The following is a 23,673-nucleotide window of genomic DNA, read 5'->3' as shown; positions in this document are numbered from 1 at the left end:
CAGGTGTTACCCGCGGTCACCTTACTGGAAGTAGGTTACTTGCGGTAGAGTGCCGTGGTGAGCACCGCGCCGGAGCAGACCCGCAAGCGCCGCATGCCCCGCGCCGAACGCGAGCGGCAGATGGTCGCCGTCGCCGAGGAGATCTTCGCCGACCGCGGCTACCTGGCGGCCTCCATGGACGAGATCGCCGAGCGCTGCGGGGTCTCCAAGCCGATGATCTACGAGTACTTCGGCTCCAAGGAAGGCCTGCTGGTCGCCTGCATCCGCCAGGCCCGCGCCCACCTCGCCACCGCCACCACCCAGGCCGTCATCGGCGCCACCGACCCGCGCGACGCACTGCGCCGCGGCCTGGTCGCCTTCTTCGAGTTCACCGACGCCCACCGCCGGGCCTGGTCGCTGGTCCTGCGCAACGAGGCCGCCGTCGCCGGTCAGGCCGCCGCGGCCGAGGTCGAGGCCGTCCGGCAGGAACAAGTGGAGATCAACATCGCGCTGTTCACGGCGTTCCTGCCCGACACCGCGCCCACCGACCTCGAAGTCGCCGCCCAGACCGTCGTCGGCGCCTGCGAACGGCTCTCCCTCTGGTACGTCGGCCGCGACGACATCACCGCCGACCAGGCCGCCGACCACCTCACCCGCGTCCTCTGGGGCGGACTCGACGCACTGGCCGACCCCAGGTAGAAGCCCAGTCCGCCGCCGTCGACGAGCGGAAACCCGCCACGGCGCGCAAGCTCAGCGGTGTGGGGACGCACGCCTCGCCTCCCCGCGACGCACCGGAGCAGGAGGGGCGAGCCATGTACGAACCGATCCTGGCCAACTACACCGCGCGCGGCACCGACTGGACCGTCGAGGTCAAGGCCAAGGGCCAGACCAAGACCGCCACCGCGCCCGACCTGGTCACCGCCCGCGAACGCGCCGACACCCTCGTCGAGGAACTCCTCGCCAACGACAAGAAGCGCACCGTCGTGCACACCCTCGACGGCGACGCGGTCGGCTTCACCGCCGCCTACCTCACCGCCCGGCTCGGCCTGGACAACCCGGTCACCGCCATCCCCACCCAGGCGCGCACGGACAAAGCCCCCGCACCGCCCCCAGCGGCCATGGCCTAGCGGAACAACCGCCGCACCACGAGCAGGCCAACCAGCACGCCCACCCCGATCAGCGCGTACCGCACCTTCGGGTCGTCCAACCGCGACCGCGCGCCGGACTTCGCACTCTCCACCAGCCGCTTCGGACTGGCCTTCACACTCAGCTGGTCCAACGTCGCCGCCAGCGCGTCCCGCGCCTGCTCGATCTCACGCTGGATGGTGTCGGGATCCCGCGCCACTGCATCCTCCTCGCAACCCAACCAACAGCCCCAACGGTAGATCACCGACCACCCCGCCCACGCACGGGCCACGCCGATTAGGCTGTGAACGCTACCCGGGGGCCGTAGCCCAATTGGCAGAGGCACACGGTTTAGGTCCGTGCCAGTGAGAGTTCGAGTCTCTCCGGCCCCACGAGCTCTGGGCTACCCATGTCCACAGAACGCGTGGACGGGGTCGCTCGTCCTCCGACCCGGGGGCCGAGCCCCCGGACCCCCACGGTGCGGTCGGCGCCGGACCCAGCGGGGTTCGCTCGACCCTCGGTCATCGCATCAAGGTAGGTAACCAACAGGGCTGTCGCCCACGGTGCGATCACTCTCGACCCAGCGGTGCTCGCTCGGGCCTAGCGGCCCTCACGTCGAGTGTGTAACCAATGGGTTTGTCGCCCACGGTGCGGTGGGCTGCGGACCCGGCGTGGGCTCGTTCGGGCCGTTGGCCCTCACATCGAGTAGGTAACCAGTGGGCTTGTCGCCCATGGTGCGGCGGACCCAGCGGGCCGCTTGGCCTTCGGTCGTCGCATCGGGCGTTTCTGATGGGGTTGTCGGCCACGGTGGGGCGGGCGTCTGCCCCAGCATGGCCGCTCGGTCGTCGCATCAAGGTGGGTAACCGGCGGGGTTGTGGCTCACGGCACGGTGGGCGCGGAAGGTGTGAAGCGGGGAGTCCTGCGGAGCTTGCGTAGCGGACGAACGAGCGGAACACCTGGAGCGGACTGGGGCCAGCGGGGGCCTCGCTCGGACCTTCGGCCGTCGCATCGGGTGTGTGACTGATGGGTTGTCGCCCATGGGGCGGCGGGGGCCTGACCCAGCGTGCTCGCACGGGTCTGACGGGCCTCGCGTCGAGCATGTCGCCGCTGCGCTTGTCGCTCACGGTGCGGTCGGCGGCGGAACCGGCGTTGGCCGCTTGGCCTTCGGCCATCGCGTCCAGTGTGCGACCAAATGGGCTGTCACCTGCGGGGCGGCGTTTTACGACGCGGCGTGCGGGTGGCGACTTTGCGCCGCCATGAGCCCTCTTACCCTGCCTCAACCGCTTCGCGCGCACGCGGTCCCGACCCGGCCCAGCCCCCACCCACACCGGGGGGCGTCCCAGTGCCAGTCTATCGGCACCCCACGACAGGCGATCTTGAAAGCACCCTTCCGAAGATCCAGATGTGGATAACTTCTGTCGCTGAACCGGGTGAAGTTCAGGGGCGGGTGAGAGTCGGTCGACGAGGTGCGGGGGCTGGTCCGGTGGCGATCATCGGATGATCGACTGACACGGGGGGCAGTGGGGGTGGTCACGCTGGGTGCGGCGGTGATCACGGGTCGGCCACAGTGCGGAACCAGGTACGACTCAACGGCCTATTCGGCTCGGCGGGGTGGCGGGGACTGGTGCCATGGTGGGGGTGCACAGCTCGAGTCCCCGCCAGGAAGAGGCATGTCCCGTGAAGATCGTCGCGCTCGTGGCCGCTTGCTGCGCGCTCTTGGTGGCGATCACCGGCTGCGGTAGCGCCACCGCGTACTCGGCGACGGTCACGGCGCCGGTGCCTACGAGCGCGGATCTGGCCGGGGTGAGCCAGCCGACGCGGAGTGGGGAGCCGACGGCGTTGGGGATGGGGTTGACGATCACCGTGTCGGCGCCCAAGTCGTTCGTGCCGACCGGGTCGGCGTTCCCGGCGGTGTCGAGGGCGGTCGGGTTCGAGATGACCGTGCGCAACGACGGGACCTCGCCGTACTCGCCGACGTTGCTGTCGTTGTCCGCGGTGGCGGACGGGGCGGCGAGCAGGCAGGTGGTCGACTCGGCGCAGGGGTACACCGGAGCGGTGGGCGCGGAGGCGGTGGCGCCGGGTCGCAGCACGCGGTTCCTGGTGGCGTTCGCGCTGCCGCCGGAGAAGGCGGCGCTGGTGGTCAGCGCGCAGCCGGACCCGGCGGGCGCGGCGGTGGTGACCGTGTTCGACGGGCAGGCGTAGCGGCGCGCTAGCGTCCTGGGCATGACCGAACAGTTGCGCCTGTCCCCCGGTGACGCGGCACCGGAGTTCACCCTTCCCGACAGCGAGGGCACCGAGGTGTCGCTGTCGGACTTCCGCGGCCAGTCCGTCGTCGTCTACTTCTACCCGGCCGCCTCCACCCCGGGCTGCACCAAGCAGGCCTGCGACTTCCGGGACAACCTCGCCGAGTTCAACGACGCCGGCTACACCGTCCTGGGCATCTCCCCCGACAAGCCCGCGAAGCTGGCCAAGTTCGTCGCCGAGGAGGGCCTGACCTTCCCGTTGCTGTCGGACCCGGACAAGACCGTCCTGACCGCGTACGGCGCCTACGGCGAGAAGCAGCTCTACGGCAAGACGGTCACCGGCGTGATCCGGTCCACCTTCGTGGTCGACCCGGAGGGCAAGATCGCGCACGCCGGGTACAACGTGAAGGCCACCGGGCACGTCGCGAAGCTGCGCCGGGACATCTCCGTCTGAGAATCCGGTGAGGGTCGCCCGGTCGGGGCAACGGATCCCGGTGCGGTGCCGTTACGGCCCGCCCACCAGGGAAGTTGCCGCCCGACCGGGTCAACCTTCCCCGGTGGGGTGGCGTTTCACCGGACGTGCGCCCACTCCGGAACCTGGCTCTGATCGGCCTCGTCGCCTTGTCCGTCGCCGGGTGCGGGTCGGCCGCGGAGCAGCCCACCGTGCAGGTACTCACCCAGACGACCGCTGCGCAGACCGCCGCCGAGACACCGACCAAGGCGCCCACGGTCCAGGCGGCGCCGGAGGTCAGGGCGGCCGAGATGCCCGACCCGGCGGCGATCACCGCGGCGGTGCGGTCGGTGCTGGGGACCGCCCGGGTCGGGGTGCTGGTGGTGGACCGCGACACCGGGGCCGATGTCGTCGCGGTCGAGCCGGAGCGCCAGTTCCGGTCGGCGTCGCTGGTGAAGCTGGTGATCGCGGTCGACGTCCTCGCCGAGGGTCCGACCGCCGCGACCCGCAAGCAGATCGCCGCGATGCTCAGCGCCTCCGACGACGACATCGCCACCGCGCTGTGGGTCCGCCAGGGCGGCGTCGACCTGCTCACCCGCTCGACCAGGCGGATGGGCCTGACCGGCACCGAGCCGCCCGCCATCGTCGGCCGCTGGGGCGACGTCCTGCTGACCGCCCGCGACGTGGCCGGGGTCTACGACTACATCCTCGACGACCTCCCGGCGGCCGACCGGGACCTCGTGGTCGACGCCCTGGCCGCCTCGACCCCCGAGGCCGCGGACGGTTTCGACCAGACCTTCGGCATCCCCACCGCCATCTCCGCCACCTGGGCGGTCAAGCAGGGCTGGTCGAACAGCACCAACGACATCGTCGTGCACACCACCGGCCTGGTCGGCGAGCACTGGCGCTACACGGTCGTCCTGCTCACCGAGTACCCCCTGGGCACCCGCTGGGCCAGTGCCCGCAAGGCCGTCACCGCGGGCGCGGCGGTCCTGGACCCGTACCTGTCCTGACTACGCGAGCGCGGCCAGGTGGGGCAGCAGCAGGCGCAGGGCCTGCCCGCGGTGGGAGATGGCGTCCTTCTCCGCGGGGGACAGCTCCGCCGAGGTCCGGTCGTGGCCGTCCGGGCGGAAGATGGGGTCGTAGCCGAAGCCGTTGGTGCCGCTGGGTTCGCGGGTGATGACGCCGCGCCAGTCGGCCCGCAGGGTGGTCTCGGTGCCGTCCGGGCGGACCAGGGCGATGGCGCAGACGAAGCCACCGCCGCGGCGGTCGTCGGGGACGTCGCCGAGTTGGGCCAGGACGAGGTGGAGGTTGGCCTCGTCGGCGCCGTGGCCGCCGGACCAGCGGGCCGAGAGGACGCCGGGCATGCCGTTGAGGGCGTCGATCGCGATGCCGGAGTCGTCGGCGATGGCGGGCAGACCGGTCGCGGCGACCGCGTCGCGGGCCTTGGCCAGGGCGTTCTCCTCGAAGGTCGCGCCGGTCTCCGGGGCCTCCGGGAACTCGGGCACGTCGTCGAGGCCGACGATCTCGATGCCCTCGACCCGCTCGGCGGCCAGGATGCGGCGCAGCTCGGCCAGCTTCTTGGCGTTGCGGCTGGCCAGCAGGACGCGGGTCACCGGGAGCCCTTCGGCTCGGGCAGGGTGCCCGGGTAGGGCAGCGCGAGCGCCTCGGCCTGGACGCGGTTGAGCTCGGCGCAGCCCGCGAGGGCGAGGTCGAGCATGGCGTCGAGGGTGGAGCGGGCGAAGGTGGCGCCCTCGCCGGTGCCCTGGACCTCGATGAGCGTCCCGGCGTCGGTGGCGACCACGTTCATGTCGACCTCGGCGCGCGCATCCTCCTCGTAGGGCAGGTCGAGGCGCACCCGGCCGCCGACGACGCCGACGCTGACCGCCGACACCGCGCAGGACAGCGGCTGCGGGTCGGCGAGCTTGCGCGCGGCCCCCAGGTAGGTGATGGCGTCGGCCAGCGCGACGTAGGCGCCGGTGATCGCCGCGGTCCTGGTGCCGCCGTCGGCCTGGATCACGTCGCAGTCGAGGTGGATGGTGTTCTCCCCGAGCGCGGACAGGTCGATGCAGGCGCGCAGGGACCGGCCGATGAGCCTGCTGATCTCGTGCGTGCGGCCGCCGACGCGGCCCTTCACCGACTCGCGGTCGCCGCGGGTGTTGGTCGCCGAGGGCAGCATCGCGTACTCGGCGGTGACCCAGCCGAGCCCGGAGCCCTTGCGCCAGCGCGGGACGCCCTCGGTGACGCTCGCCGCGCACAGCACCCTGGTGCGGCCGAAGGACACCAGCACCGATCCGGCGGGCCAGTCCTGGTACCCGCGCGTGATCGTGATGTCCCGGAGCTGGTTGTCGTTCCTGCCGTCGCTTCTCACCACCCGGTCAGCCTAGCCGGCCACCGCTAGAGCTCGTAGGCCGCGCCCTCCCGGACGAGGGTGACCTCGCCGGGGAAGGCCGCGGTGGCCTCCGCGCGCACGGCGTCGCGGTCGGTCCACGGCGGGATGTGGGTGACCAGCAACCGGCCTGCGCCCGCCACTGCGGCGAGCTCACCGGCCTCCCGACCGGACAGGTGCATCGCGGTCGAGGCGCCGGAGCCGTGCGTCCAGGACGCCTCGGCGAGCACGACGTCCGCGCCATCGGCCAGCGCGGTGACCGGACCGCACAGGCCGGTGTCGCCGGTGTACACCAAGGACCGGCCGCCGTGGGCGATCCGGAAGCTGTAGGCCTCGCACGGGTGCGCCGCGGTCGCCGCGGTCACCTCGAAGGGTCCGATGTGGAACGTCCCGGCGCGCAGCGGGCGGAAGTCGAACACATCGGACAGATCCGTGACAGCCAACTCGGCCTCGTCGGTCGCGTACGCCCCGGCGAACCGGCGCGGGGCGGCCGCAGGCGCGTGCACGGGTAACCGGTTGGCCCTGGGATCCCTGGTGGGGCGCGGGTGGTAGCGCCGGTAGACGGTCAGCGACGCGAAGTCCGCGCAGTGGTCGGCGTGCAAGTGGGAGAACAGCAGTGCGTCCAGCGCGAACGGGTCGCGGATCGCTTGCATGGCGGCGAGGGTGCCGCTGCCGAGCTCGACGGCGAGCAGGAACCCGTCCGCCTCGACGAGGTACCCGGACGAGGCGGCGTGGGGGCCCGGGACGCTTCCCGAGCAGCCGAGGACGGTCAGCAGCACACCGATCAGCCTGTCACAGCGGGCATCGCGGCACGATCACCATCGAGCCAATGGAGCAAGGCCCGCGCCGAGGCCGAGGAAGCGGCGGGCCAGCCGGTCGAACGGCTCAGCGGGACCGGTCGCGCTGAACTCGTGCACCGGCTCGTCCTCGTCCTCGGTCAGCAGACCGGTCTCGGTGAGCACCCGGAAGACGTCCTTCGCGCACTCCTCCGCACTCGACACCAGCGTCACGTCCGGTCCCATCACGACCTGCAGGACGCCGGTGAGCAGCGGGTAGTGCGTGCAGCCGAGCACGAGTGTGTCCACAGCGGCCTGTTGCAACGGTTCCAGGTAGGTCTGGGCGAGACCGAGGACCTGGCGCCCGGAGGTGATGCCGCGCTCGACGAAGTCGACGAACCTGGGGCAGGCCGTGCCGGTGACCGCGATGCCCGGGGCAGCGGCGAAGGCGTCGTCGTAGGCGCGGGAGCGGATGGTGCCGGTGGTGCCGATCACGCCGACCCTGCCGGTCTTGGTCACCGCGGCCGCCCGGCGCACGGCGGGGACGACGACCTCGACGACCGGGATGTCGTAGCGCTCCCTGGCGTCGCGCAGGCACGCGGCCGAGGCGGTGTTGCAGGCCAGGACCAGCATCTTGACGCCGCTGCCGACCAGCGCGTCGGTGTGCCGCAGGGTGATCTCGCGGACCTCGGCGATCGGGCGCGGGCCGTACGGGGTGTTGGCGGTGTCGCCGAGGTAGCGCAGCCGCTCGTGCGGGAGCTGGTCGATGATCGAGCGCGCGACGGTCAGGCCGCCGACGCCGGAGTCGAAGATGCCGATCGGGGCGCTCACGCGGCCTGCCTGGTGACCGACCGGTTGCCCATCGACACCAGCCAGGCGGCCAGCACGCCGCCGAGCGCGCCGAACAGGTGGCCCTGCCAGGAGATCCCCGGGTCGCCGGGCAGCACGCCGAACAGCATCGTGCCCCAGTAGCCGAGCAGCACCAGCGCCAGCGCGATGTGCAGGACGCTGCGGGTGAACAGGCCGCGCACCAGCAGGAACAGCAGCCAGCCGAAGCACAGCCCGGACGCGCCGACGGTGACCGTGCCGGGGTTGGCGGTCAGCCACACGCCCGCGCCGCTGACCAGCCAGATGGTGGCGGTGACCGCGATCCACTGGGACAGGCCGTTGGCCATCGCCAGGAACGCCAGCACCACCAGCGGCAGCGTGTTGGACACCAGGTGGCCCCAGCCCGAGTGCAGCAGCGGCGCCCACAGGATGCCGTCGAGCCCGGAGCTGTCGCGCGCGATGATGCCGAACTGGTCGAGGTCGGCGGGCAGCACGGCATCGAGGAACTCGATCAGGTACAGCAGCGCGGCGAACCCGCCGACGACGATGACCGCCTGCACCGGGTTCGGCGGGAACACCCGGGCTGCGGGTTTGCTCGGCTGGACGGGCGCGGTGCTCACACCCGTGAGACTACGTGCTCGCGCGGGGCACCGGATCCGGCGAAACCCCGGAGGTCACCCCGATTCCGCCGCCCGCGCCAACCTGGCCAGCGACTCGTCCATCCGGCGCTTGATCTCCCTGGTCCACGCGGTGCGCATGAGGAACCCGCGCAGCGCGTCGACCGGCTCCTGGACGGTGCGCAGGGTGACCGTCGTCCGCTCGCCGTCAGCCTGGAGCTCGATGGTGAACCGCGTCGACCTCGCCAACGTCGGCGCCGCCTTCCCGTCCAACCGCTCCGCCTTGTGCACCCACCCGATCAGCACCGGCGCGTCGAAGGCCACGACCTCCTGGTCGATCTCCGACCGCCGGTTCCCCCACAGCCCGAACTGCCTGCGCCGCTGCCCGACCCCATCGCCGGACAACACCTCGGTCCGCTCCGCGAAGCTGAACCAATCCGGCGCCCGCCCCGCATCCGACACGATCGCCCACACCCGCTCCACCGGAGCAGGCACCTGGGCGCTCCGCAGCACCTCGACAACACCGGCCATACCGCAGAACCTAGCGCCCGACCGGCCCCGGACCACGCCCACCCACCAGGCCCGCACCCACTACCGAGCGACCGAACCGAGGTCGCCGATCACCCCCGCGCGGAGCACGCGCGACTACGCCCGGAGGCGGTCGGAGGCTTCGTCGATGGTGCCGCCGCACGCACCCGGTGGACAGGCGCTTCCCGACTCGCGTCGGCGGCGATGGACATGCGCGCTTCCGCGTTCGTACGCCAAGGCGACTCGCTGGGCCGCCCACACGGTGGAGGGGCACCAGCCCGCACACCGCTGCCTGCACGAGGTCCAAGCGACCGCTGTCTGCGCGAGATGTCAGCAGTCCGCGACGACTCCGCTCCTCAGCGCGACATTGCTACTAGCCCCGCACGCCAGCACCGAGCGCGCGGGACGGTCAGGCCCAGAGGTGGCCGTCAAGGCGGTCGGAGGCTTCGTCGATGGTGCCGCTGTAGGCGCCGGTGGAGAGGTATTTCCAGCCTGCGTCGGCGACGATGAAGACGACGTCGGCTTCCTCGCCCGCGCCTGCGGCTTTCTCGGCGGAGGCGAGGGCCGCGTGCAGGATGGCGCCGGTGGAGACGCCTGCGAAGATGCCCTCGGTTTCCAGGAGTTGGCGGGTGCGGCGGAGGGCGTCGTAGGAGCCGACGGAGAAGCGGCTGCTCAGGACCGATGGGTCGTACAGCTCGGGGACGAAGCCCTCGTCGAGGTTGCGCAGGCCGTAGACGAGCTCCCCGTAGCGGGGTTCGGCGGCGATGATCTGGATGTCGGGCTTGTGCTCGCGCAGGTAGCGGCCGACGCCGACCAGGGTGCCGGTGGTGCCGAGGCCCGCGACGAAGTGCGTGATGGACGGCAGGTCGCGCAGGATCTCGGGGCCGGTGCCGGTGTAGTGGGCGGCGGCGTTGTCCGGGTTGCCGTACTGGTAGAGCATCACCCAGTCCGGGTGCTGCTCGGCGAGTTCCTTGGCGCGGCGGACGGCCTCGTTGGAGCCGCCCGCCGCCGGGGAGAACACGATGCGGGCGCCGTAGGCCTGCAGCAGCAGCTTGCGCTCCTCGGAGGTGTTCTCCGGCATCACGCAGACCAGGCCGTAGCCCTTGAGCTTGGCGGCCATGGCCAGCGAGATGCCGGTGTTGCCCGAGGTCGGCTCCAGGATCGTCGCCCCGGGCGCCAAGCGGCCGTCGCGCTCGGCGGCGGTGATCATGGCGAGCGCGGGGCGGTCCTTGATGGAGCCGGTCGGGTTGCGGTCCTCGAGCTTGGCCCACAGCCGCACCGTCGGCGCCGGGGACAGCCGGGGCAGGCCGACCAGCGGCGTGTCACCCAGCGCGTCGAGCAGCGAGTCGTAGCGGGCCACGGATCCCCCTCAAGCGAAGCCGGAAAACTAGCGCGCGCCACCGGCGACGGCGGGCAGGATCGTCACGTTGTCGCCGTCGGCGACCTTGGCCTCCAGGCCACCGGCGAAGCGGACGTCCTCGTCGTTGACGTAGACGTTGACGAAGCGGTGCAGCACGCCGTCCTTGACCAGGCGGGCCTTGAGGCCGCCGTGGTTGGCCTCGAGGTCGTCGATGACCTGGGCCAGGGTGTCGCCCGCGGCCGGGACGGTCTTCTCGCCGCCGGTGTGGGTGCGCAGGATGGTCGGGATCGAGACGGTGACGGCCATGGTGGGTCATCCTCCGGGAGGTGGGTTCAAGGGAAGGGACGCGCGCGGGTGCCGCGGGTATTCCGCGGCACGGGGGAACTCACAGCTCTGGGACGTCGTCCGGTCCGGTGTGGGCGAACCGGTAGGACTCGACGACCTCGACGGGTTCCTCGGTGATGACGCCCTCGACGATGCGGAACGAGCGCAGTTCGTGCTCGTGCGGGTCGCGCGTGGAGACCAGCACGTAGTGCGCGTACGGCTCGGCGGCGATCTTGGCGTCGGTGCGCGACGGGTAGGCCTCGGTGGCCGTGTGCGAGTGGTAGATGACCACCGGCACCTCGTCGTTGGCGTCCATCTCCCGGTACAGCCGCAGCAGGTCCGCGGAGTCGAACTCGTAGAACGTGGGCGAGCGGGCCGCGTTGAGCATCGGGATGAACCGCTCGGGGCGGTCGGAGCCGTCGGGTCCCGCGATGACGCCGCACGCCTCGTCCGGGTGGTCGCGGCGGGCATGCGCCACCATCGCGTCCACGAGGTCTCGGCGGATCGTCAGCACGGCACCATCCTACGGGCTGGATCCACACCTCCCAGTGTGTGGGAGGCCGCAGTGACACTCTCTCCCGCCACCCACCCCCTCGTCCCCGCCCGGCATCGTCCCCGCTTGGCGGCCGCCGCCAATCGAGTGCGAGACCCGCAGTTCATCCCCAAATGTCGCTATATGAGCGCAGGTCGCCGACGGTGGTGGCGGTGAGCGCGCCGTGTGCGACAGCCCGGGCGAACACCTCGGCCGCCGAGGTATAGAGCGCGTCCAGCTCGTCCGGGCAGGACACCGGGCGGACCCCGGTAGCGGCCGCGAACACGGTGTCGCCGTCGAAAAGGGTGTGTGACGGGCGCACTGCTCGGGCGAGCCCGTGCTGGGCGGCCATGGCCAACCGCTTGCACTGCGCCTTGTCCAGGGCGGCGTCGGTGGCGACAACGCCGATGGTGGTGTTGAGATCCGAAGACCGCACCGCCAGCCGCGCGGCCCTCCCCGGCGCGGGCGGGAACTCCCCCGGTTCACCGTCGACCCAGAAGCCGCCGGTGGACAGGTCGACCACCTCACCCTTGGCGTTGACCGCGGCGATAGCGCCAACTGTGAACTCGCCCACTCTTGCGCTGGCCGAGCCGATACCGCCCTTGAGCGACCCGACTCTGGCACCGGCTCCAGCCCCGACGCTGCCCATCTCGACTGGGCCATCAGAGGCAGCCGCGCAGGCCGCGTACCCGAACTCCGCATCCGGACGGTTACCCCACTCACCGCGAGGTAGGTCAAACAGCACCGCCGCAGGAACGATCGGTACGACGTGGTGCGACTCTGGCCCTACCGGGAACCCGACACCGCGCTCGCCGAGCCAGCGCATAACGCCATCCGCCGCAGCCAGCCCGTAGGCGCTACCGCCGGATAGGCACACGGCGTCGACCCTGCTGACCAGGTTCTCGGGGGCGAGCAGGTCCGTCTCACGAGTCCCAGGTGCACCGCCACGCGAGTCGACCCCGCCGACCGCGCCCTCCGGCAGCAGGACGACCGTGGTCCCGGTCGCCCACCCGCCGCCCAACCGGTGGTGGTGGCCCACCCGCACCCCCGGGACCTGGGTGATCACGGCGTGGAGAGCGCCTGCACCATGGACTCCTGCACCCAGGTCAGCCAGTGGTACACCGACAGGTGCGGGCTGCGCGGGTCGTCGTCGGGCAGCTCGTCCGGCATGTCCTCGGTGACCTCGATGGCGGTGCCCAGGGCCAGCCGCACGTCGTTGAGCGCGGAGAGCCAGGCGTCGGCCTGCTCCAGCGAGAGCCGGATCCCGCCGCCGTACATCGGGCAGGTCTCCAGCACCACCGCGGCGACCCCGGTCTTGAGGTCGAGCAGCGTCGGCTCGTGCAGCGAGCGCAGCACCGCGGCCGAGTCGAGGTCGGCCTTGCTGGGGTTGTCGTCGTCGAGCCGGTGGAAGTCGGGCAGCAGCCGGGACAGGATCGGGTCGTCCGGGGAGGTCGACGGGCCGGTGCGGATGCCGGTCAGCTCCGCGAGCTCGTCCTGCGGGGTCTCCTCGATGCGCGCGCGCAGCATGTCGTCGATCTGGGACACCAGGCCGCGCAGCACCGCGGCCTCCTGCCGGTCGATGTCGGCGTGCACCAGGTCGCCCTTGCGCTTCCACGGCTTCATGACGTGTGTTCCATCGTCGCCCAGAGCCCCGCGGCGTGCAGTCTCGCCACGTCGGCCTCCACCTTGTCCTTGGTCCCCGACGACACGATCGCCTTGCCCTCGTGGTGCACGTCGAGCATGAGCTTGGTCGCCTTGTCCCTGCTGTAGCCGAACAGCTTCTGGAACACGTAGGTCACGTACGACATCAGGTTGACCGGGTCGTTCCAGACGACGGTCTGCCAGGGCCGGTCCTCGGCCACCACCTCCGAGCTGGACGGCGTCGCCTGCGTCTGCTCCATGTCGACGGCTGCGGTCATGGGTCAATGGTGGCATGACCCGTTTCGCGAACACCGGCGGATCTTCATTCGATCGGACTACTCGATCACCGATCGTGCCCGACTGGGCCAATCAGCCGCTAGAGGTGTAACACGACATAGGCTCATGCCCATGGGTGTGAACGCGGGTGCGAGCGGCGTGGGTCCGGTCAGTACCGGACTGCTGACCGACCACTACGAACTGACCATGCTCTCCGCCGCGCTGGCCGACGGCACGGCCGAGCGGTCCTGCGTGTTCGAGGTGTTCACCAGGCGGTTGCCGGACGGGCGCCGGTACGGGGTGGTCGGCGGGACGGCGCGGGTCGTCGAGGCGGCGGCCGCGTTCCGGTTCGGGGACGCCGAGCTGGCGCACCTGCGGGAGACCTCGGTGGTCGACGCGGCGACGCTGGAGTGGCTGGCCGCGTACCGCTTCAGCGGTGACATCGACGGCTACCCCGAGGGCGAGCTGTTCTTCCCCGGCTCCCCCGTGCTGACCGTGACGGGCACCTTCGCCGACGCGGTCGTGCTGGAGACGGTCGTGCTGTCGATCCTCAACCACGACAGCGCCATCGTCTCGGCCGCGGCGCGGATGGCGGGCGCGGCGAACGGGCGGCCGATCATCGAGATGGGCTCGCGGCGCACGCACGAGGTCGCGGCGATCGCCTCGGCCCGTGCGTCCTACCTGGCCGGGTTCTCCACTACGTCGAACCTGGCCGCCGGTAGCGCCTACGGCATCCCGACCGCCGGTACCTGCGCGCACGCGTTCACGCTGCTGCACGACGACGAGCGCGCCGCGTTCGCCGCGCAGGTGTCCGCCCTCGGTGTCGGCACCACGCTGTTGGTCGACACCTACGACATCACCCAGGGCATCGCGACGGCGGTCGAGGTGGCCGGGACCGGGCTCGGCGCGATCCGCATCGACTCCGGTGACGTCGGGGTGCTGGCCAGGCACGCCCGCGAGCAGCTCGACGGGCTCGGCGCCACCCAGACCAGGATCGTGGTGTCCGGCGACCTCGACGAGTACGCCATCGCGTCGCTGCGGGCCGAGCCGGTCGACGCCTACGGGGTGGGCACCTCGGTGGTGACCGGGTCGGGGGCACCGACCGCCGGGATGGTCTACAAGCTGGTCGAGGTCGACGGGCGGCCGGTGGCCAAGCGCAGCTCGCACAAGGAGTCGCGCGGCGGCCGGAAGCTGGCGCTGCGCAGGCACAAGCCGACCGGCACCGCGCTGGAAGAGGTCATCTACGCCGCGGGCGGCCCGGCTCCCGAGGTCGGCGAGCACGACCGGTTGCTGCAGATCCCCCTGATGCGCGGTGGACAACCGGTGCCCGATCTGCCCACGCTGGAGGACAGCAGGACCCGCGTGCGCAAGGGCCTGGTCAGCCTCCCCTGGGAGGGCCTGAAGCTGTCCGCGGGCGACCCCGCCATCCCCACCGTGTACCTGGAGCCGTGATGACCGACCTCGGAAAGTCCGCGTTGATCGTCGTCGATGTGCAGAACGACTTCTGCGAGGGCGGTTCCCTCGCCGTCACCGGTGGTGCCGCCGTCGCCGCCGCGATCTCCGCCCACGTGGCCGCCTCGGACTACGACCACGTGGTCGCGACCCGCGACTTCCACATCGACCCGGGCGCGCACTTCAGCGACACCCCCGACTTCGTCGACAGCTGGCCGGTGCACTGCGTCGTCGACACCGCCGGGTCCTCGTTCCACCCCGCGCTGGACGTGGCGCCGATCGAGGCCGTCTTCTCCAAGGGGGCCTACGCGGCGGCGTACTCGGGCTTCGAGGGGGTCGGCCCGGCCGAGGTGCCGCTGGTCGACTGGTTGCGCTCACGCGCGGTGACCCGGGTGGACGTCGTCGGGATCGCCACCGATCACTGCGTGCGCGCGACGGCCATCGACGCGGCCACGGCCGGTTTCACCACCACGGTCTTGCTCGACCTCACCGCGGGCGTCGCCGCGCCTACCGTCGAGTCGGCGCTGGCGGGCCTCAGGGCGGCGGACGTCACGCTGGTCGGGACGCCCAGGGTCGGCTGACCGGAGAGCAGCCTGGTCAGCGCGGCGCAGACCCGGCGCGCGGCGTGCCCGTCGCCGAACGGGTTGTCGGTGTCGGGCACCCGCTGGCCGGTGACCAGCACCCGCTCCGCCTCGCCGAGCAGCTTCACCCGGTCGGTGCCGACCAGGTGCGCGCAGCCCGCGCGGACGGCCTCCATGCGCTCGGTGACGTCGCGGGCGACCAGGACCGGGACGCCGAAGGTGGGCGCCTCCTCCTGGATGCCGCCGGAGTCGGTGATGACCAGGGCCGCCCGGCGCAGGGCGCGCACCAGGTCGGGGTAGTCCAGCGGGTCGGTCACCACGATCCCGGGGTGGCCGCCGAGCACGGCGGCGACCTGGGCGCGGACCCCGGGGTTGGGGTGCGCCGGGAGCAGCACGCGCACGTCGGGGTGCCGGTCGGCGATCGTGCGGACGGCGCCGAGGATGCCCGCCAGCGGCGCCCCCCAGGACTCGCGGCGGTGCACGGTGACCAGGACGAGTCTGCCGCCGGTGCTGTCGAGGTCTTGTTCCAGTCGGGCCAGTGGGGCGTTCGCGGCCGGTAGGTCTACTGAGGCGATGTGGCGGACAGCGTCGACGACGGTGTTGCCGGTGACCTCGATCGTGGCGCCGGACACGGACTCGGCGCGCAACGCGGCGGCGGCGTCCTCGGTGGGGGCCAGGTGCAGCGCGGCGATCCTGGCGACCATCTGCCGGTTGCCCTCCTCGGGGAAGGGCGCGGCGAGGTCGCCGGTGCGCAGTCCCGCTTCCAGGTGGGCGACCGGGATGCCGCGCCAGAACGCGGCGAGCGCGCCTGCCAGCGTCGTGGTGGTGTCGCCCTGCACGAGCAGGACACCGGGGTCGCGGCGGGCGAGGACGGCGTCCAGCCTGGGCAGCAGCGCGCCGACCAGTTCCGCCTGCCCGCCGACCGGCCGGTCGACGACCAGCACCTCGTCCGGACCCAGCCCGAACGGGGTGAGCGCCTGCTCGACCATGCCGGGGTGTTGTCCACTGTGGACGACGTAGGGGACGAGCAGGGGGTCGGCGGCGGCCGCGAGCGCGACGGGCGCCGCCTTCACCGCCTCCGGCCGGGTGCCGACCAGGATCAGGACCTCGTTGCGCATGTGTTCCTTAGGGGAGGGAGCGAAGTGGATCCCGGGACCGGTGGGGAGGGGTGGGCGCACCCGGGATCCACTTCGGATCAGTTCGCCACGCGTCTGGCGCGTCGGCGGTTGGCGTGCAGCAGCAGGAAGCCGGTGACGAGCAGGGCGAGGCCCAGCGCGATCCACCAGCCGACGTCGGCGCCCGTCATCGCAAGCCCCGCGCTGCCGCCGATGGCACCTCCGGTGGGTGCTCGGTACATGGTGGCCTCCCCGCTCAGGCCGTGTCGACGCGACGGCGCCGGATTGCCGTAACCCCAACGGGTAGCGCCACCAGCGCGAGCAGACCGATCCCGGCCCACAGGCCGGAGCCGGACGCCATCGGCATCGGCGGTGCCGCCACGCCGCAGGTGACGCTGCCGAGCACGAGGTCACCCTCGCCGACGACGGCGTTGAGTCGCAAGTGGACACCGTTGACGGTCAGGCTGCCGTCGCGGTTGCGGATCTGCTCGTTGAACACCAGGGACGCCACGTTCGGCACCCCGGCGGTGGTGTTGGCGGGCGGGTCGAGCGGGACCTTCGCCGCCTTGAGGGAGACGTCGGCGAGCGAGGTGCGGCCGGTGATGCCGGTCTGCGTGGCCTCGCAGGTGACGGTGATCGCACCGACCGTGCCCATGTTGGACAGCACGACACCGACATCGGTCAGGCTTGCCCTGGCCCGCACGACACCGGTGTTGTCGTCGCGGATCGCACTGCTGCTGACCAGGCGCGCGGTGGCGACACCGGGCACCGCGGCGTTCGACAGCTCGGCCGTGGTGGGACCGTCTGCGGCGCTCGGGGCGAGTGGTCCGACGGCGGCCGTGGTCTGGCCGAGCAGCGCGACCCGCGCCGAGGCGACGTGGGCGGACGCGTCACCGGGGGCGGCGACGGCGGGCGTCGCACCGGCGAGCAGGACGGCGGACGCGACCACACCGGTGGCACAGGCGCGGCGCAGCCAACGCTGGTACATCGTTGTTCCTCCAAGGGATTCGAGAGAGTCGCCGCCCACGAGATCCGCACGGGAGTGCGGTGGGGACCGGGGCTTGCGGAAGGCGTATCGCCGGCGACCGGCCAGAGATCACAGATCTGCGCCGATGCAACCCGATCGAGTGGATCACGACCTGGTTTCACGATTCTGCTGACGCTGGGTGCATTGGCTTTCCGGGCTTCGTCACCCGGATCGCGGATGTAGCCCTGGTGGTGGTGTGGCCGATGGAATTCCTGACGCGTCGGGTGAACGACGCGCGATTCTTGGAGGAGGGAGCGGCGGTGGCCCTGGCCAACGCGCTGCCGGTATCCCGACCATCGACGAAGCTCGTCGCGATCGCCCTCGTGGCGGCCGCGGTGGCGCTCGTGGTCGGCAACCGGCTCTACCGGACCGCGGAGATGGCGCTGGCGAGCGGGATCCTGCGGCTGATCACCTCGGGTGGCGTGCACCTGGTCGCCGAGCGCCAGACGGTCTACTTCGGACTCGGCACGGATCACGCGTTCGGGCTGCGGATGAGTCCGGAGTGCACGTCGGCGTTCCTGGTGCTGCCGCTGCTGGTGGTCGCGGCGGTGATGGTCGCGCTGCGCGGCCGGATCGCGGGCCGGGTGCTCGTCGCGCTGCTGCTGGCGGGGATCGCGGTCGTGGTGGTCAACCAGCTGCGGGTGCTGACGCTCGTCGGGTTGATCGACTGGCTCGGCACCGACCAGGGCTACTACTGGGGCCACACCTTCCTCGGGTCCATCGTGAGCGTCGTGGGTGGCGCGGCCGCACTGGTGCTGTTCGTGTGGAAGGCGACGCGGTGAACCTGCCGTTGTTGCTCGGCTTCACGCAAGCCCTCGCTTTGACGATGTCCGTTGCGTTCATGACCTACGTGTGTCTCATCGTTGTGCCGTATCTGCGTTACCGGCGGGCGGCACCTGGCGATCCACACCGGTTGGAGTGGCATTTCTTCGTGCCGTGCCGGGACGAGCAGGCCGTTATCGGCGACACGGTGCGATACCTGCGCGGCACGTTCGCACACGCCCATGTCTGGGTGATCGATGACGACTCGACGGACAACACGGTCGGCGTCGTCCAGGCGTTGCAGGGCCCTCGGCACGGCGGGGATCGATTGCTGCACCTGGTGTGCCGCAAGCTGCCGAACGCGCGGACCGGCAAGGGCGCGGCGCTGAACTCGGCGTACCGGGCGCTGAAGAACTGGATGGGCAAGCACGCCGACACCGACCGCGCGGTGATCGTGGTGGTTGACGCCGACGGCCGCCCCGCCGCCAACTGCCTGTCGGTCTGCGCCGCCGACCACCTCTTCGGCGACCCCGGTGTCGGCGCCGTCCAGGTCGACGTCCGGATGAGCAACCGGGGCACCCCACCCCCGGACACCGGCGGCTGGCGGCGGCGCTTCGGCCTGGCCATGGTCCGCATGCAGGACCTGGAGTTCCGCAGCGCCATCGCCGCCATCCAGCTGTCCCGGGGTAAGACCGGCACCATCGCGATGGGCGGCAACGGCCAGTTCACCCGACTGTCCGCTTTGGACTCCATCGCACACGGCCTGGGCCCGTGGCGCGGCGCGCTCCTGGAGGACTTCGAACTGGGCGTCCACCTGCTCACCGCAGGCTGGAAAACCGGCTTCACCGTGGACACGCACGTCGACCAGGAAGCGCTCTACAGCCTGCGCCGCTTCCTGGCCCAACGAACCCGCTGGGGCCAAGGCACAATGCAATGCGGCCGCTACATCCGCCGCATCTTCGACTCCCAACACCTGTCAACCCTGGGCGCGGCGGAGATGTTGTACTACCTGGCGCAGCCGTGGATGCAGCTGCTGGGGACGCTGATCTATCCGATCCCGTTCCTGTTGCTCGGCTACCGCGCTGCCACAGACTTCTCGAGTGTGTGGACGTGGTTCACCGACGGCGCATGGCTCTTGTTCACTGTGTACGGCGCTTTTGGGTTGTTGCCGTTTGTTATCTGGGGTCCGATTTATCGGCGGCGGTGTGAGCCCGGAAAGGGCTTCCTTCGATCGATCGGGTATGGGCTTGCTTATGCGCTCTATATCTACACGTTTTACATCACGTCGTGGCGGGCTGCGCTTCGGATGGCTCAGGGGCGGAATGGGTGGACTAAGACGCGGCGGAACAAGGAGCTGCCATCACGGGTTGTGGCGTTGGATCATTAGGGGGCGGTTGTTGGGCTTGTCAAGGGGTGTTTGGTGGGTGTGGATGGTTGAGGGGGTTGTGGGCGGGCGGCGTTGGGTGGGTTCTGTCGGTGCTGGTCGGTAAGCTGTATATCGGGGGGTGCTTTGGCGGGTTTGATCTTGAGCTGGGGGTTCCGGCTCTCGTGCTCGCCTGCGGCGTTGACGGTGGACGGCTCGCCTTCGGCATTGCGTTCGGGCGCGAGTTTCGAGCTTTGCTCGATGGGGTGGACTTGTTTTGCGCGGGGCCCCTACGACACCCGGGCAGAACCACAAAGCAGGGGCCCACAAGCAGGCCCTGCCACGGTGAGCGACGCTACGGGTGCCGTCCCCCCACACAAAACAAGTCCACCCCATCGAGCCGGCTTGGCACCAGCGACTCCGAGGAGCGCGTGGCTGGCCAACGCCTCAGAGGGGCGCGTTGAGGCCAAGGTTGCAGAGGGGCGCATGGGGACTAGCGGCCGTGGCGGCCGACGCCGGGCGGGCACCGAGGGGCTATGACCAGCCGGGGAGGGTGGGGGCGTGTTCTAATCGGGGGTGCTGGTCCGGGGAATCTCACCTTCCCCGGACCAGCACCTACCTCACGCCTGCGCCAGGCTGAACCGCTGCTGTTGCGGGTCGATGGCCAGGATGCGGACCGACACGGTGGTGCCGACCGGCAGTTGCTGCTCGTGGGCCAGCCCGGTCACGCCCGCGTACTCGACGAACGAGCCGAAGGGCACGGTGCTGGTCACGACGCCCTCGATGACGTCGCCTACGGCGTGGGTGTTCTGGAAGTCCGTCCAACTCATTGCTTCTCACCTCCTCGCGCCTCCAGGGGAACTGGGGAAACGCGAGGGGGGCGGGCCGCGGGCCCGCCGGGTGATCAAGCGCGGGCCGGGTGCCCGTTCTGTGTGCGGCGCGAGGCCGACCCGGCAGTCATGTCGGACAGCCTAGCGAGGTTCGCCCGGCCGGTCGAGCGGTATCCCGGCTCAGTCGTGGGCCGGGTTGCAGGTGACCGAGCCGACCGTGATGGAGCCGCTGCCCGGGGTGGGCGGGCCGAGCGGGTCGGCGTCCGGGTAGAGCCAGATCTTGGCGGCGTGCACCGTCAGCGACTTGTCCGGCGCCTCGCCCTCGACCGCCTCGGCCTCGACGAGGTCGTTGAGGACGATCTTGGCGATCGGCGGGTCCTCCTCGAAGAACCCGGGCACCAGGATGGTGTGGTTGGGCGGGATCTCCTCGGGCAGGTCGAGCCCGACGACGCCGCCGAGCGAGAGCGAGGTGGACACGCCGCCCTCCTCGTTGGTGTGGCAGGACACCGAGAACGTGCCGATCTTGATCTTCGGGACGCCCGCCACGCTGTTGCGGTTGAGCTCGAACTGCCTGCCGTTGACGGTGGCCGACGACGCGCCGGTGGCCGGGTCGAACGAGCAGGTGCTGCTGCCGAGGCCGTAGCTGACCAGGCCCGCGTCGGAGGCCTGACCGGTCGTGGTGCCGATCCCCGGGCCACCCGCCGCGCACGGGGCCAGCGGGCCGATGTCGATCGCCTCGGTGCCGACGAGGGCTACAGCCACGCCGACAGTGGCGCTGCTGTCGGCGGGCACGCTCGCCCCGGCGGGCGCCGCGAAGGCGACCAGTCCCGTGGTGACCGCCAACACGCCGATCCGCAGTGACCTGACCGGTGACATGTCGAACTCCCTCCGTTAGGTGAACGATCCTCTCGTTCCGAGTGGATCGCGTGCGCGCCCCCACTGCCAGGCGGGCAGCGAGAGTCACCCGGCAGAACCGGACCGCCACCCGGACAGGCGACACCGGCGGCCGGGTGGGACTGCGGGCGGGACTGACGGGCCTCCCGGGTACCGTCTCCGCCATGTCCGACTCCCTGCCCTCGCTGCGCGAGCTGCTCGCCACCGCGGTCGAGGCGGTCGGCGGGGCGGAGCGCCCTGGGCAGGTCGAGATGGCCGAGGCCGTGCACAGCAGCATCCGCACCGGGGACCACCTGGCCGTGCAGGCCGGTACCGGGACCGGGAAGTCGCTGGCCTACCTGGTGCCCGCGATCCGGCACGCCGTGGCCAACGGCAAGTCCGTGGTGATCTCCACGGCCACCATCGCGCTGCAGCGCCAGCTGGTGGACCGCGACCTGCCCCGGCTGGCCAAGGCGCTGACCAAGTCGCTCAAGCGGACGCCGACCTTCGCCATCCTCAAGGGGCGCCGCAACTACCTGTGCCTGCACCGGCTCGACGGCCCGCAGGAGGAGCCGGACGACCAGGTGCTGTTCGACCCGTTCGCGGTGTCGCGGCTCGGGCGCGAGGTCGGCAGGCTGCGCGACTGGGCCAGCGACACGGAGGTCGGCGACCGCGACGAGCTGGTGCCCGGGGTGTCGGAGCAGGCGTGGCGGCAGGTGTCGGTGTCGGCGCGCGAGTGCCTCGGGGTGTCGCGCTGCCCGATCGGCACCGACTGCTTCGCCGAGAAGGCCAGGGCCGAGGCGGGCAAGTCCGACGTGGTGGTCACCAACCACGCGCTGCTGGCCATCGACGCGCTCGGCACCGCGCAGGTGCTGCCCGAGCACGACGTGGTGATCATCGACGAGGCGCACGACCTGGTGGACCGGGTGACCTCGGTGGCCACCGGCGAGCTGTCGGCCACCGCGATCGCCATCGCCGCGCGCCGCTCGGGCAAGCTCGTCACCGACGAGGTCGCCGACCGGCTGGTCGAGGCGGGCGAGGGCTTGGCGATGCTGTTGTCCGAGGCACCGGCGGGCAGGCTCGACGACCTGCCCGAGCCGGTCGCGGTCACCCTCCAGGCCATCCGCGACGCCGCGCACGGTTGCGTCACCTCTATCGGGCCGGACCGCAAGGAAGACCCCGAGGCGTCCACGGCGCGCAAGCTCGCGTTGTCGGCGCTAGAGGAGGTGCACGACACCGCGGTGCGCATTCTCGACGCGTTCGGGTCGGAGGACGCGAAGCTGCGGGACGTGGTGTGGGTCAGCGGTGACATCAACGCCGCCGGGCCGCGACCGGTCACGTTGCGCGTGGCGCCGTTGGGTGTCGCGGGTCTGTTGCGGGAGAGGCTGTTCGGTGAGAACACCACGGTCCTCACCTCGGCGACGCTGACGCTGGGCGGCACGTTCGACGCGTTGGCCAAGCAGTGGGGGCTACCGGGCAAGCAGCGGGTCGGTGTGAAGGCCGAGGGCACCGCCACCGACAAGGAACCGTCCGACGACATCCGGTGGACCGGCATGGACGTCGGCTCCCCGTTCGACCACCCGCGCTCCGGCATCCTCTACACCGCGCGCCACCTGCCCCCGCCCGGTCGCGACGGCCTGCCGCCCGCGTACCTGGAGGAGCTGCGCGAGCTGGTGACCGCCGCCGGTGGCCGCACCCTCGGGCTGTTCTCGTCGATGCGCGCGGCCAAGCAGGCGACCGCCGAGCTGCGCGACAAGGTCGACGTCGACATCCTGTGCCAGGGCGACGACTCCACCGCGCTGCTGGTGAAGAAGTTCGCCGAGAACCCGCAGACCTGCCTGTTCGGCACCCTGTCGCTGTGGCAGGGGGTGGACGTGCCGGGACCGTCGCTGACGCTGGTGGTGATGGATCGCATCCCGTTCCCCCGCCCGGACGACCCGCTGGCGTCGGCCCGCCAGCGCGCGGTGGAGTCCAGGGGCGGCAACGGGTTCCTCACCGTCGCCGCCACGCACGCCGCGCTGCTGCTCGCCCAGGGCGCGGGCAGGCTGCTGCGGTCCATGGACGACAAGGGGGTGGTCGCGGTGCTGGACCCGCGCCTGGCCACCGCCCGCTACGGCGGGTTCCTGCGCGCGTCCCTGCCCCCGTTCTGGCCGACGACCGATCCCGAGGTCGTGCGGGCCGCGCTGCGCCGACTGGCCGCGGCGAGCTGAGAGTGCTCATCGAGATCCCCAGCGGAGGACGCGTGTCTGTCATTCCCGGCGACGGCTCTGTCATTCCCGGCGACGGCGGCATCGTCGTCGACGACGATGGCGTGCGCAGAACGCTGGCCGACGGCACCGAGGAGGCCGTCTCCTGGACCGACCTGGCCGAGGTCGCGATCCGCACCACCCCGGAGGGCCCGTGGAAGGAAGACGTCTTCTTCCTGCTGATCCGCTCCGGCGGCGGCGGGTGCGCGGTGCCCGCGGGTCACCCGTCGGCCGACGACCTGATGGCCCGGTTGCAGTCGCTGCCGGACTTCGACAACGACGCGTTCGTCGAGGCGATGACCACGATCGAGGACGGGCTGTTCGTCATCTGGCAGCGCAACTAGCGACGCGCTCG

The 23,673-nt window shown here is 71.4% G+C and carries 28 protein-coding genes, 1 tRNA gene and 1 pseudogene; 11 read left to right on the top strand and 19 right to left on the bottom strand.

Annotated elements, in window-relative coordinates; all coding sequences use genetic code 11:
* Positions 1–54 precede the first annotated feature (54 nt).
* On the top strand, positions 55–678 hold the full coding sequence (locus tag BMY07_RS25440; protein ID WP_092783684.1) for a TetR/AcrR family transcriptional regulator: 624 nt from the start codon (positions 55–57) through the stop codon (positions 676–678).
* A gap of 113 nt (positions 679–791) precedes the next feature.
* Positions 792–1,106: a hypothetical protein gene (locus BMY07_RS25435; protein ID WP_177215755.1), complete on the top strand. Its 315-nt coding sequence runs from the start codon at positions 792–794 to the stop codon at positions 1,104–1,106.
* Here BMY07_RS25435 and BMY07_RS25430 read toward each other — a convergent pair.
* Positions 1,103–1,324 carry a DUF3618 domain-containing protein gene (locus tag BMY07_RS25430; protein ID WP_092783681.1) on the bottom strand — a complete coding sequence of 74 codons (222 nt, stop codon included), beginning with the start codon at positions 1,322–1,324 and terminating at the stop codon, positions 1,103–1,105. The genes BMY07_RS25435 and BMY07_RS25430 overlap by 4 nt on opposite strands.
* Before the next feature lie 98 nt (positions 1,325–1,422).
* Here BMY07_RS25430 and BMY07_RS25425 point away from each other — a divergent pair.
* A tRNA-Leu gene (locus tag BMY07_RS25425) sits at positions 1,423–1,496 on the top strand.
* Positions 1,497–2,690: 1,194 nt separating this feature from the next.
* Here the strand turns inward: BMY07_RS25425 and BMY07_RS25420 are convergent.
* A complete protein-coding gene (locus BMY07_RS25420; RefSeq protein WP_143073634.1) occupies positions 2,691–3,329 on the bottom strand; it encodes a hypothetical protein in 639 nt (212 codons plus the stop codon).
* On the opposite strand from BMY07_RS25420, the gene bcp reads away from it, so the two are divergent.
* A complete protein-coding gene (gene bcp / locus BMY07_RS25415; protein WP_092783675.1) occupies positions 3,328–3,801 on the top strand; it encodes a thioredoxin-dependent thiol peroxidase in 474 nt (157 codons plus the stop codon). The genes BMY07_RS25420 and bcp overlap by 2 nt on opposite strands.
* 125 nt (positions 3,802–3,926) lie before the next feature.
* The gene (locus tag BMY07_RS25410; protein WP_092783672.1) at positions 3,927–4,811 is read left to right on the top strand and encodes a serine hydrolase; all 885 of its coding nucleotides are present in this window, start codon (positions 3,927–3,929) and stop codon (positions 4,809–4,811) included.
* Here BMY07_RS25410 and rdgB read toward each other — a convergent pair whose 3' ends face one another.
* The 12 genes from rdgB to clpS all read right to left on the bottom strand — a co-directional run bounded on the left by rdgB (position 4,812) and on the right by clpS (position 13,071).
* Positions 4,812–5,414 carry an RdgB/HAM1 family non-canonical purine NTP pyrophosphatase gene (gene rdgB / locus BMY07_RS25405; RefSeq protein ID WP_092783669.1) on the bottom strand — a complete coding sequence of 201 codons (603 nt, stop codon included), beginning with the start codon at positions 5,412–5,414 and terminating at the stop codon, positions 4,812–4,814.
* Positions 5,411–6,172, bottom strand: coding sequence for a ribonuclease PH (gene rph, locus BMY07_RS25400; protein ID WP_092783666.1), 762 nt, complete (start codon positions 6,170–6,172; stop codon positions 5,411–5,413). Before rph ends, rdgB begins: the two co-directional genes overlap by 4 nt.
* Before the next feature lie 23 nt (positions 6,173–6,195).
* Positions 6,196–6,966 carry an MBL fold metallo-hydrolase gene (locus BMY07_RS25395; RefSeq protein ID WP_092783663.1) on the bottom strand — a complete coding sequence of 257 codons (771 nt, stop codon included), beginning with the start codon at positions 6,964–6,966 and terminating at the stop codon, positions 6,196–6,198.
* A gap of 36 nt (positions 6,967–7,002) precedes the next feature.
* Positions 7,003–7,794: a glutamate racemase gene (murI, locus tag BMY07_RS25390; RefSeq protein ID WP_092783660.1), complete on the bottom strand. Its 792-nt coding sequence runs from the start codon at positions 7,792–7,794 to the stop codon at positions 7,003–7,005.
* Positions 7,791–8,411 (bottom strand): rhomboid family intramembrane serine protease, encoded by a 621-nt coding sequence (locus BMY07_RS25385; protein WP_425426352.1) that lies wholly within the window; start codon positions 8,409–8,411, stop codon positions 7,791–7,793. Before BMY07_RS25385 ends, murI begins: the two co-directional genes overlap by 4 nt.
* Before the next feature lie 54 nt (positions 8,412–8,465).
* Positions 8,466–8,939: an SRPBCC family protein gene (locus BMY07_RS25380; RefSeq protein ID WP_092783657.1), complete on the bottom strand. Its 474-nt coding sequence runs from the start codon at positions 8,937–8,939 to the stop codon at positions 8,466–8,468.
* A 406-nt stretch (positions 8,940–9,345) separates the two neighbouring features.
* Entirely contained in the window at positions 9,346–10,296 is a 951-nt protein-coding gene (locus BMY07_RS25375) for a PLP-dependent cysteine synthase family protein (protein ID WP_092783654.1), read from the bottom strand.
* Positions 10,297–10,323: 27 nt separating this feature from the next.
* Complete coding sequence (locus tag BMY07_RS25370) at positions 10,324–10,602, bottom strand: MoaD/ThiS family protein (RefSeq protein ID WP_092783651.1); 279 nt, start codon at positions 10,600–10,602, stop codon at positions 10,324–10,326.
* A gap of 79 nt (positions 10,603–10,681) precedes the next feature.
* Entirely contained in the window at positions 10,682–11,134 is a 453-nt protein-coding gene (locus BMY07_RS25365) for a M67 family metallopeptidase (protein WP_281245090.1), read from the bottom strand.
* Positions 11,135–11,276: 142 nt separating this feature from the next.
* Positions 11,277–12,218 (bottom strand): P1 family peptidase, encoded by a 942-nt coding sequence (locus BMY07_RS25360; RefSeq protein WP_092783648.1) that lies wholly within the window; start codon positions 12,216–12,218, stop codon positions 11,277–11,279.
* On the bottom strand, positions 12,215–12,775 hold the full coding sequence (locus BMY07_RS25355) for a DUF2017 domain-containing protein (RefSeq protein WP_092783645.1): 561 nt from the start codon (positions 12,773–12,775) through the stop codon (positions 12,215–12,217). Before BMY07_RS25355 ends, BMY07_RS25360 begins: the two co-directional genes overlap by 4 nt.
* Complete coding sequence (clpS, locus tag BMY07_RS25350; RefSeq protein ID WP_092783642.1) at positions 12,772–13,071, bottom strand: ATP-dependent Clp protease adapter ClpS; 300 nt, start codon at positions 13,069–13,071, stop codon at positions 12,772–12,774. The genes BMY07_RS25355 and clpS overlap by 4 nt, the downstream gene beginning before the upstream one ends.
* 130 nt (positions 13,072–13,201) lie before the next feature.
* Between clpS and BMY07_RS25345 the strand changes: the two genes are divergently transcribed.
* Both BMY07_RS25345 and BMY07_RS35610 read left to right on the top strand, forming a co-directional pair.
* On the top strand, positions 13,202–14,521 hold the full coding sequence (locus BMY07_RS25345; protein WP_092783639.1) for a nicotinate phosphoribosyltransferase: 1,320 nt from the start codon (positions 13,202–13,204) through the stop codon (positions 14,519–14,521).
* A complete protein-coding gene (locus BMY07_RS35610) occupies positions 14,521–15,102 on the top strand; it encodes an isochorismatase family protein (RefSeq protein WP_092783636.1) in 582 nt (193 codons plus the stop codon). Before BMY07_RS25345 ends, BMY07_RS35610 begins: the two co-directional genes overlap by 1 nt.
* Here BMY07_RS35610 and wecB read toward each other — a convergent pair.
* The 3 genes and pseudogenes from wecB to BMY07_RS25330 all read right to left on the bottom strand — a co-directional run.
* Positions 15,072–16,220: pseudogene (gene wecB / locus BMY07_RS25335) on the bottom strand (non-hydrolyzing UDP-N-acetylglucosamine 2-epimerase); the annotation flags it as partial. The gene BMY07_RS35610 and the pseudogene wecB overlap by 31 nt on opposite strands.
* Before the next feature lie 77 nt (positions 16,221–16,297).
* On the bottom strand, positions 16,298–16,459 hold the full coding sequence (locus tag BMY07_RS33865) for an LPXTG cell wall anchor domain-containing protein (protein WP_143073633.1): 162 nt from the start codon (positions 16,457–16,459) through the stop codon (positions 16,298–16,300).
* A gap of 14 nt (positions 16,460–16,473) precedes the next feature.
* On the bottom strand, positions 16,474–17,205 hold the full coding sequence (locus tag BMY07_RS25330; protein WP_092783630.1) for a choice-of-anchor protein CoaP: 732 nt from the start codon (positions 17,203–17,205) through the stop codon (positions 16,474–16,476).
* A gap of 242 nt (positions 17,206–17,447) precedes the next feature.
* On the opposite strand from BMY07_RS25330, the gene xrtP reads away from it, so the two are divergent.
* Positions 17,448–18,026 carry an exosortase P gene (xrtP, locus tag BMY07_RS25325; protein WP_092783835.1) on the top strand — a complete coding sequence of 193 codons (579 nt, stop codon included), beginning with the start codon at positions 17,448–17,450 and terminating at the stop codon, positions 18,024–18,026.
* Positions 18,023–19,393, top strand: coding sequence for a glycosyltransferase family protein (locus BMY07_RS25320; RefSeq protein WP_483860466.1), 1,371 nt, complete (start codon positions 18,023–18,025; stop codon positions 19,391–19,393). The genes xrtP and BMY07_RS25320 overlap by 4 nt, the downstream gene beginning before the upstream one ends.
* 596 nt (positions 19,394–19,989) lie before the next feature.
* Here BMY07_RS25320 and BMY07_RS25315 read toward each other — a convergent pair.
* The gene (locus BMY07_RS25315; protein WP_092783627.1) at positions 19,990–20,199 is read right to left on the bottom strand and encodes a S1 RNA-binding domain-containing protein; all 210 of its coding nucleotides are present in this window, start codon (positions 20,197–20,199) and stop codon (positions 19,990–19,992) included.
* 180 nt (positions 20,200–20,379) lie between these two features.
* A complete protein-coding gene (locus tag BMY07_RS25310) occupies positions 20,380–21,075 on the bottom strand; it encodes a hypothetical protein (RefSeq protein ID WP_092783624.1) in 696 nt (231 codons plus the stop codon).
* A gap of 182 nt (positions 21,076–21,257) precedes the next feature.
* Between BMY07_RS25310 and BMY07_RS25305 the strand changes: the two genes are divergently transcribed.
* On the top strand, positions 21,258–23,282 hold the full coding sequence (locus BMY07_RS25305) for an ATP-dependent DNA helicase (RefSeq protein ID WP_092783621.1): 2,025 nt from the start codon (positions 21,258–21,260) through the stop codon (positions 23,280–23,282).
* 32 nt (positions 23,283–23,314) lie between these two features.
* Positions 23,315–23,662 carry a hypothetical protein gene (locus BMY07_RS25300; RefSeq protein ID WP_245782647.1) on the top strand — a complete coding sequence of 116 codons (348 nt, stop codon included), beginning with the start codon at positions 23,315–23,317 and terminating at the stop codon, positions 23,660–23,662.
* Positions 23,663–23,673 lie beyond the last annotated feature (11 nt).

The organism is Actinokineospora terrae (assembly GCF_900111175.1).
In the GTDB taxonomy this organism is placed as follows: Bacteria; Actinomycetota; Actinomycetes; order Mycobacteriales; family Pseudonocardiaceae; genus Actinokineospora; species Actinokineospora terrae.
This window is presented reverse-complemented; position numbering and strand designations above follow the sequence as displayed.

Bases quoted from the DNA above. Each gene is read 5' to 3' on its own strand.
- xrtP (WP_092783835.1), top strand. From the start codon at position 17,448: ATGGAATTCCTGACGCGTCGGGTGAACGACGCGCGATTCTTGGAGGAG.
- BMY07_RS25345 (WP_092783639.1), top strand. From the start codon at position 13,202: ATGGGTGTGAACGCGGGTGCGAGCGGCGTGGGTCCGGTCAGTACCGGA.
- BMY07_RS33865 (WP_143073633.1), bottom strand. From the start codon at position 16,459: ATGTACCGAGCACCCACCGGAGGTGCCATCGGCGGCAGCGCGGGGCTT.
- bcp (WP_092783675.1), top strand. From the start codon at position 3,328: ATGACCGAACAGTTGCGCCTGTCCCCCGGTGACGCGGCACCGGAGTTC.
- BMY07_RS25310 (WP_092783624.1), bottom strand. From the start codon at position 21,075: ATGTCACCGGTCAGGTCACTGCGGATCGGCGTGTTGGCGGTCACCACG.
- BMY07_RS25380 (WP_092783657.1), bottom strand. From the start codon at position 8,939: ATGGCCGGTGTTGTCGAGGTGCTGCGGAGCGCCCAGGTGCCTGCTCCG.
- BMY07_RS35610 (WP_092783636.1), top strand. From the start codon at position 14,521: ATGACCGACCTCGGAAAGTCCGCGTTGATCGTCGTCGATGTGCAGAAC.
- BMY07_RS25435 (WP_177215755.1), top strand. From the start codon at position 792: ATGTACGAACCGATCCTGGCCAACTACACCGCGCGCGGCACCGACTGG.
- clpS (WP_092783642.1), bottom strand. From the start codon at position 13,071: ATGACCGCAGCCGTCGACATGGAGCAGACGCAGGCGACGCCGTCCAGC.
- BMY07_RS25420 (WP_143073634.1), bottom strand. From the start codon at position 3,329: ATGCCCAGGACGCTAGCGCGCCGCTACGCCTGCCCGTCGAACACGGTC.
- BMY07_RS25305 (WP_092783621.1), top strand. From the start codon at position 21,258: ATGTCCGACTCCCTGCCCTCGCTGCGCGAGCTGCTCGCCACCGCGGTC.
- BMY07_RS25370 (WP_092783651.1), bottom strand. From the start codon at position 10,602: ATGGCCGTCACCGTCTCGATCCCGACCATCCTGCGCACCCACACCGGC.
- BMY07_RS25355 (WP_092783645.1), bottom strand. From the start codon at position 12,775: ATGAAGCCGTGGAAGCGCAAGGGCGACCTGGTGCACGCCGACATCGAC.
- BMY07_RS25315 (WP_092783627.1), bottom strand. From the start codon at position 20,199: ATGAGTTGGACGGACTTCCAGAACACCCACGCCGTAGGCGACGTCATC.
- BMY07_RS25330 (WP_092783630.1), bottom strand. From the start codon at position 17,205: ATGTACCAGCGTTGGCTGCGCCGCGCCTGTGCCACCGGTGTGGTCGCG.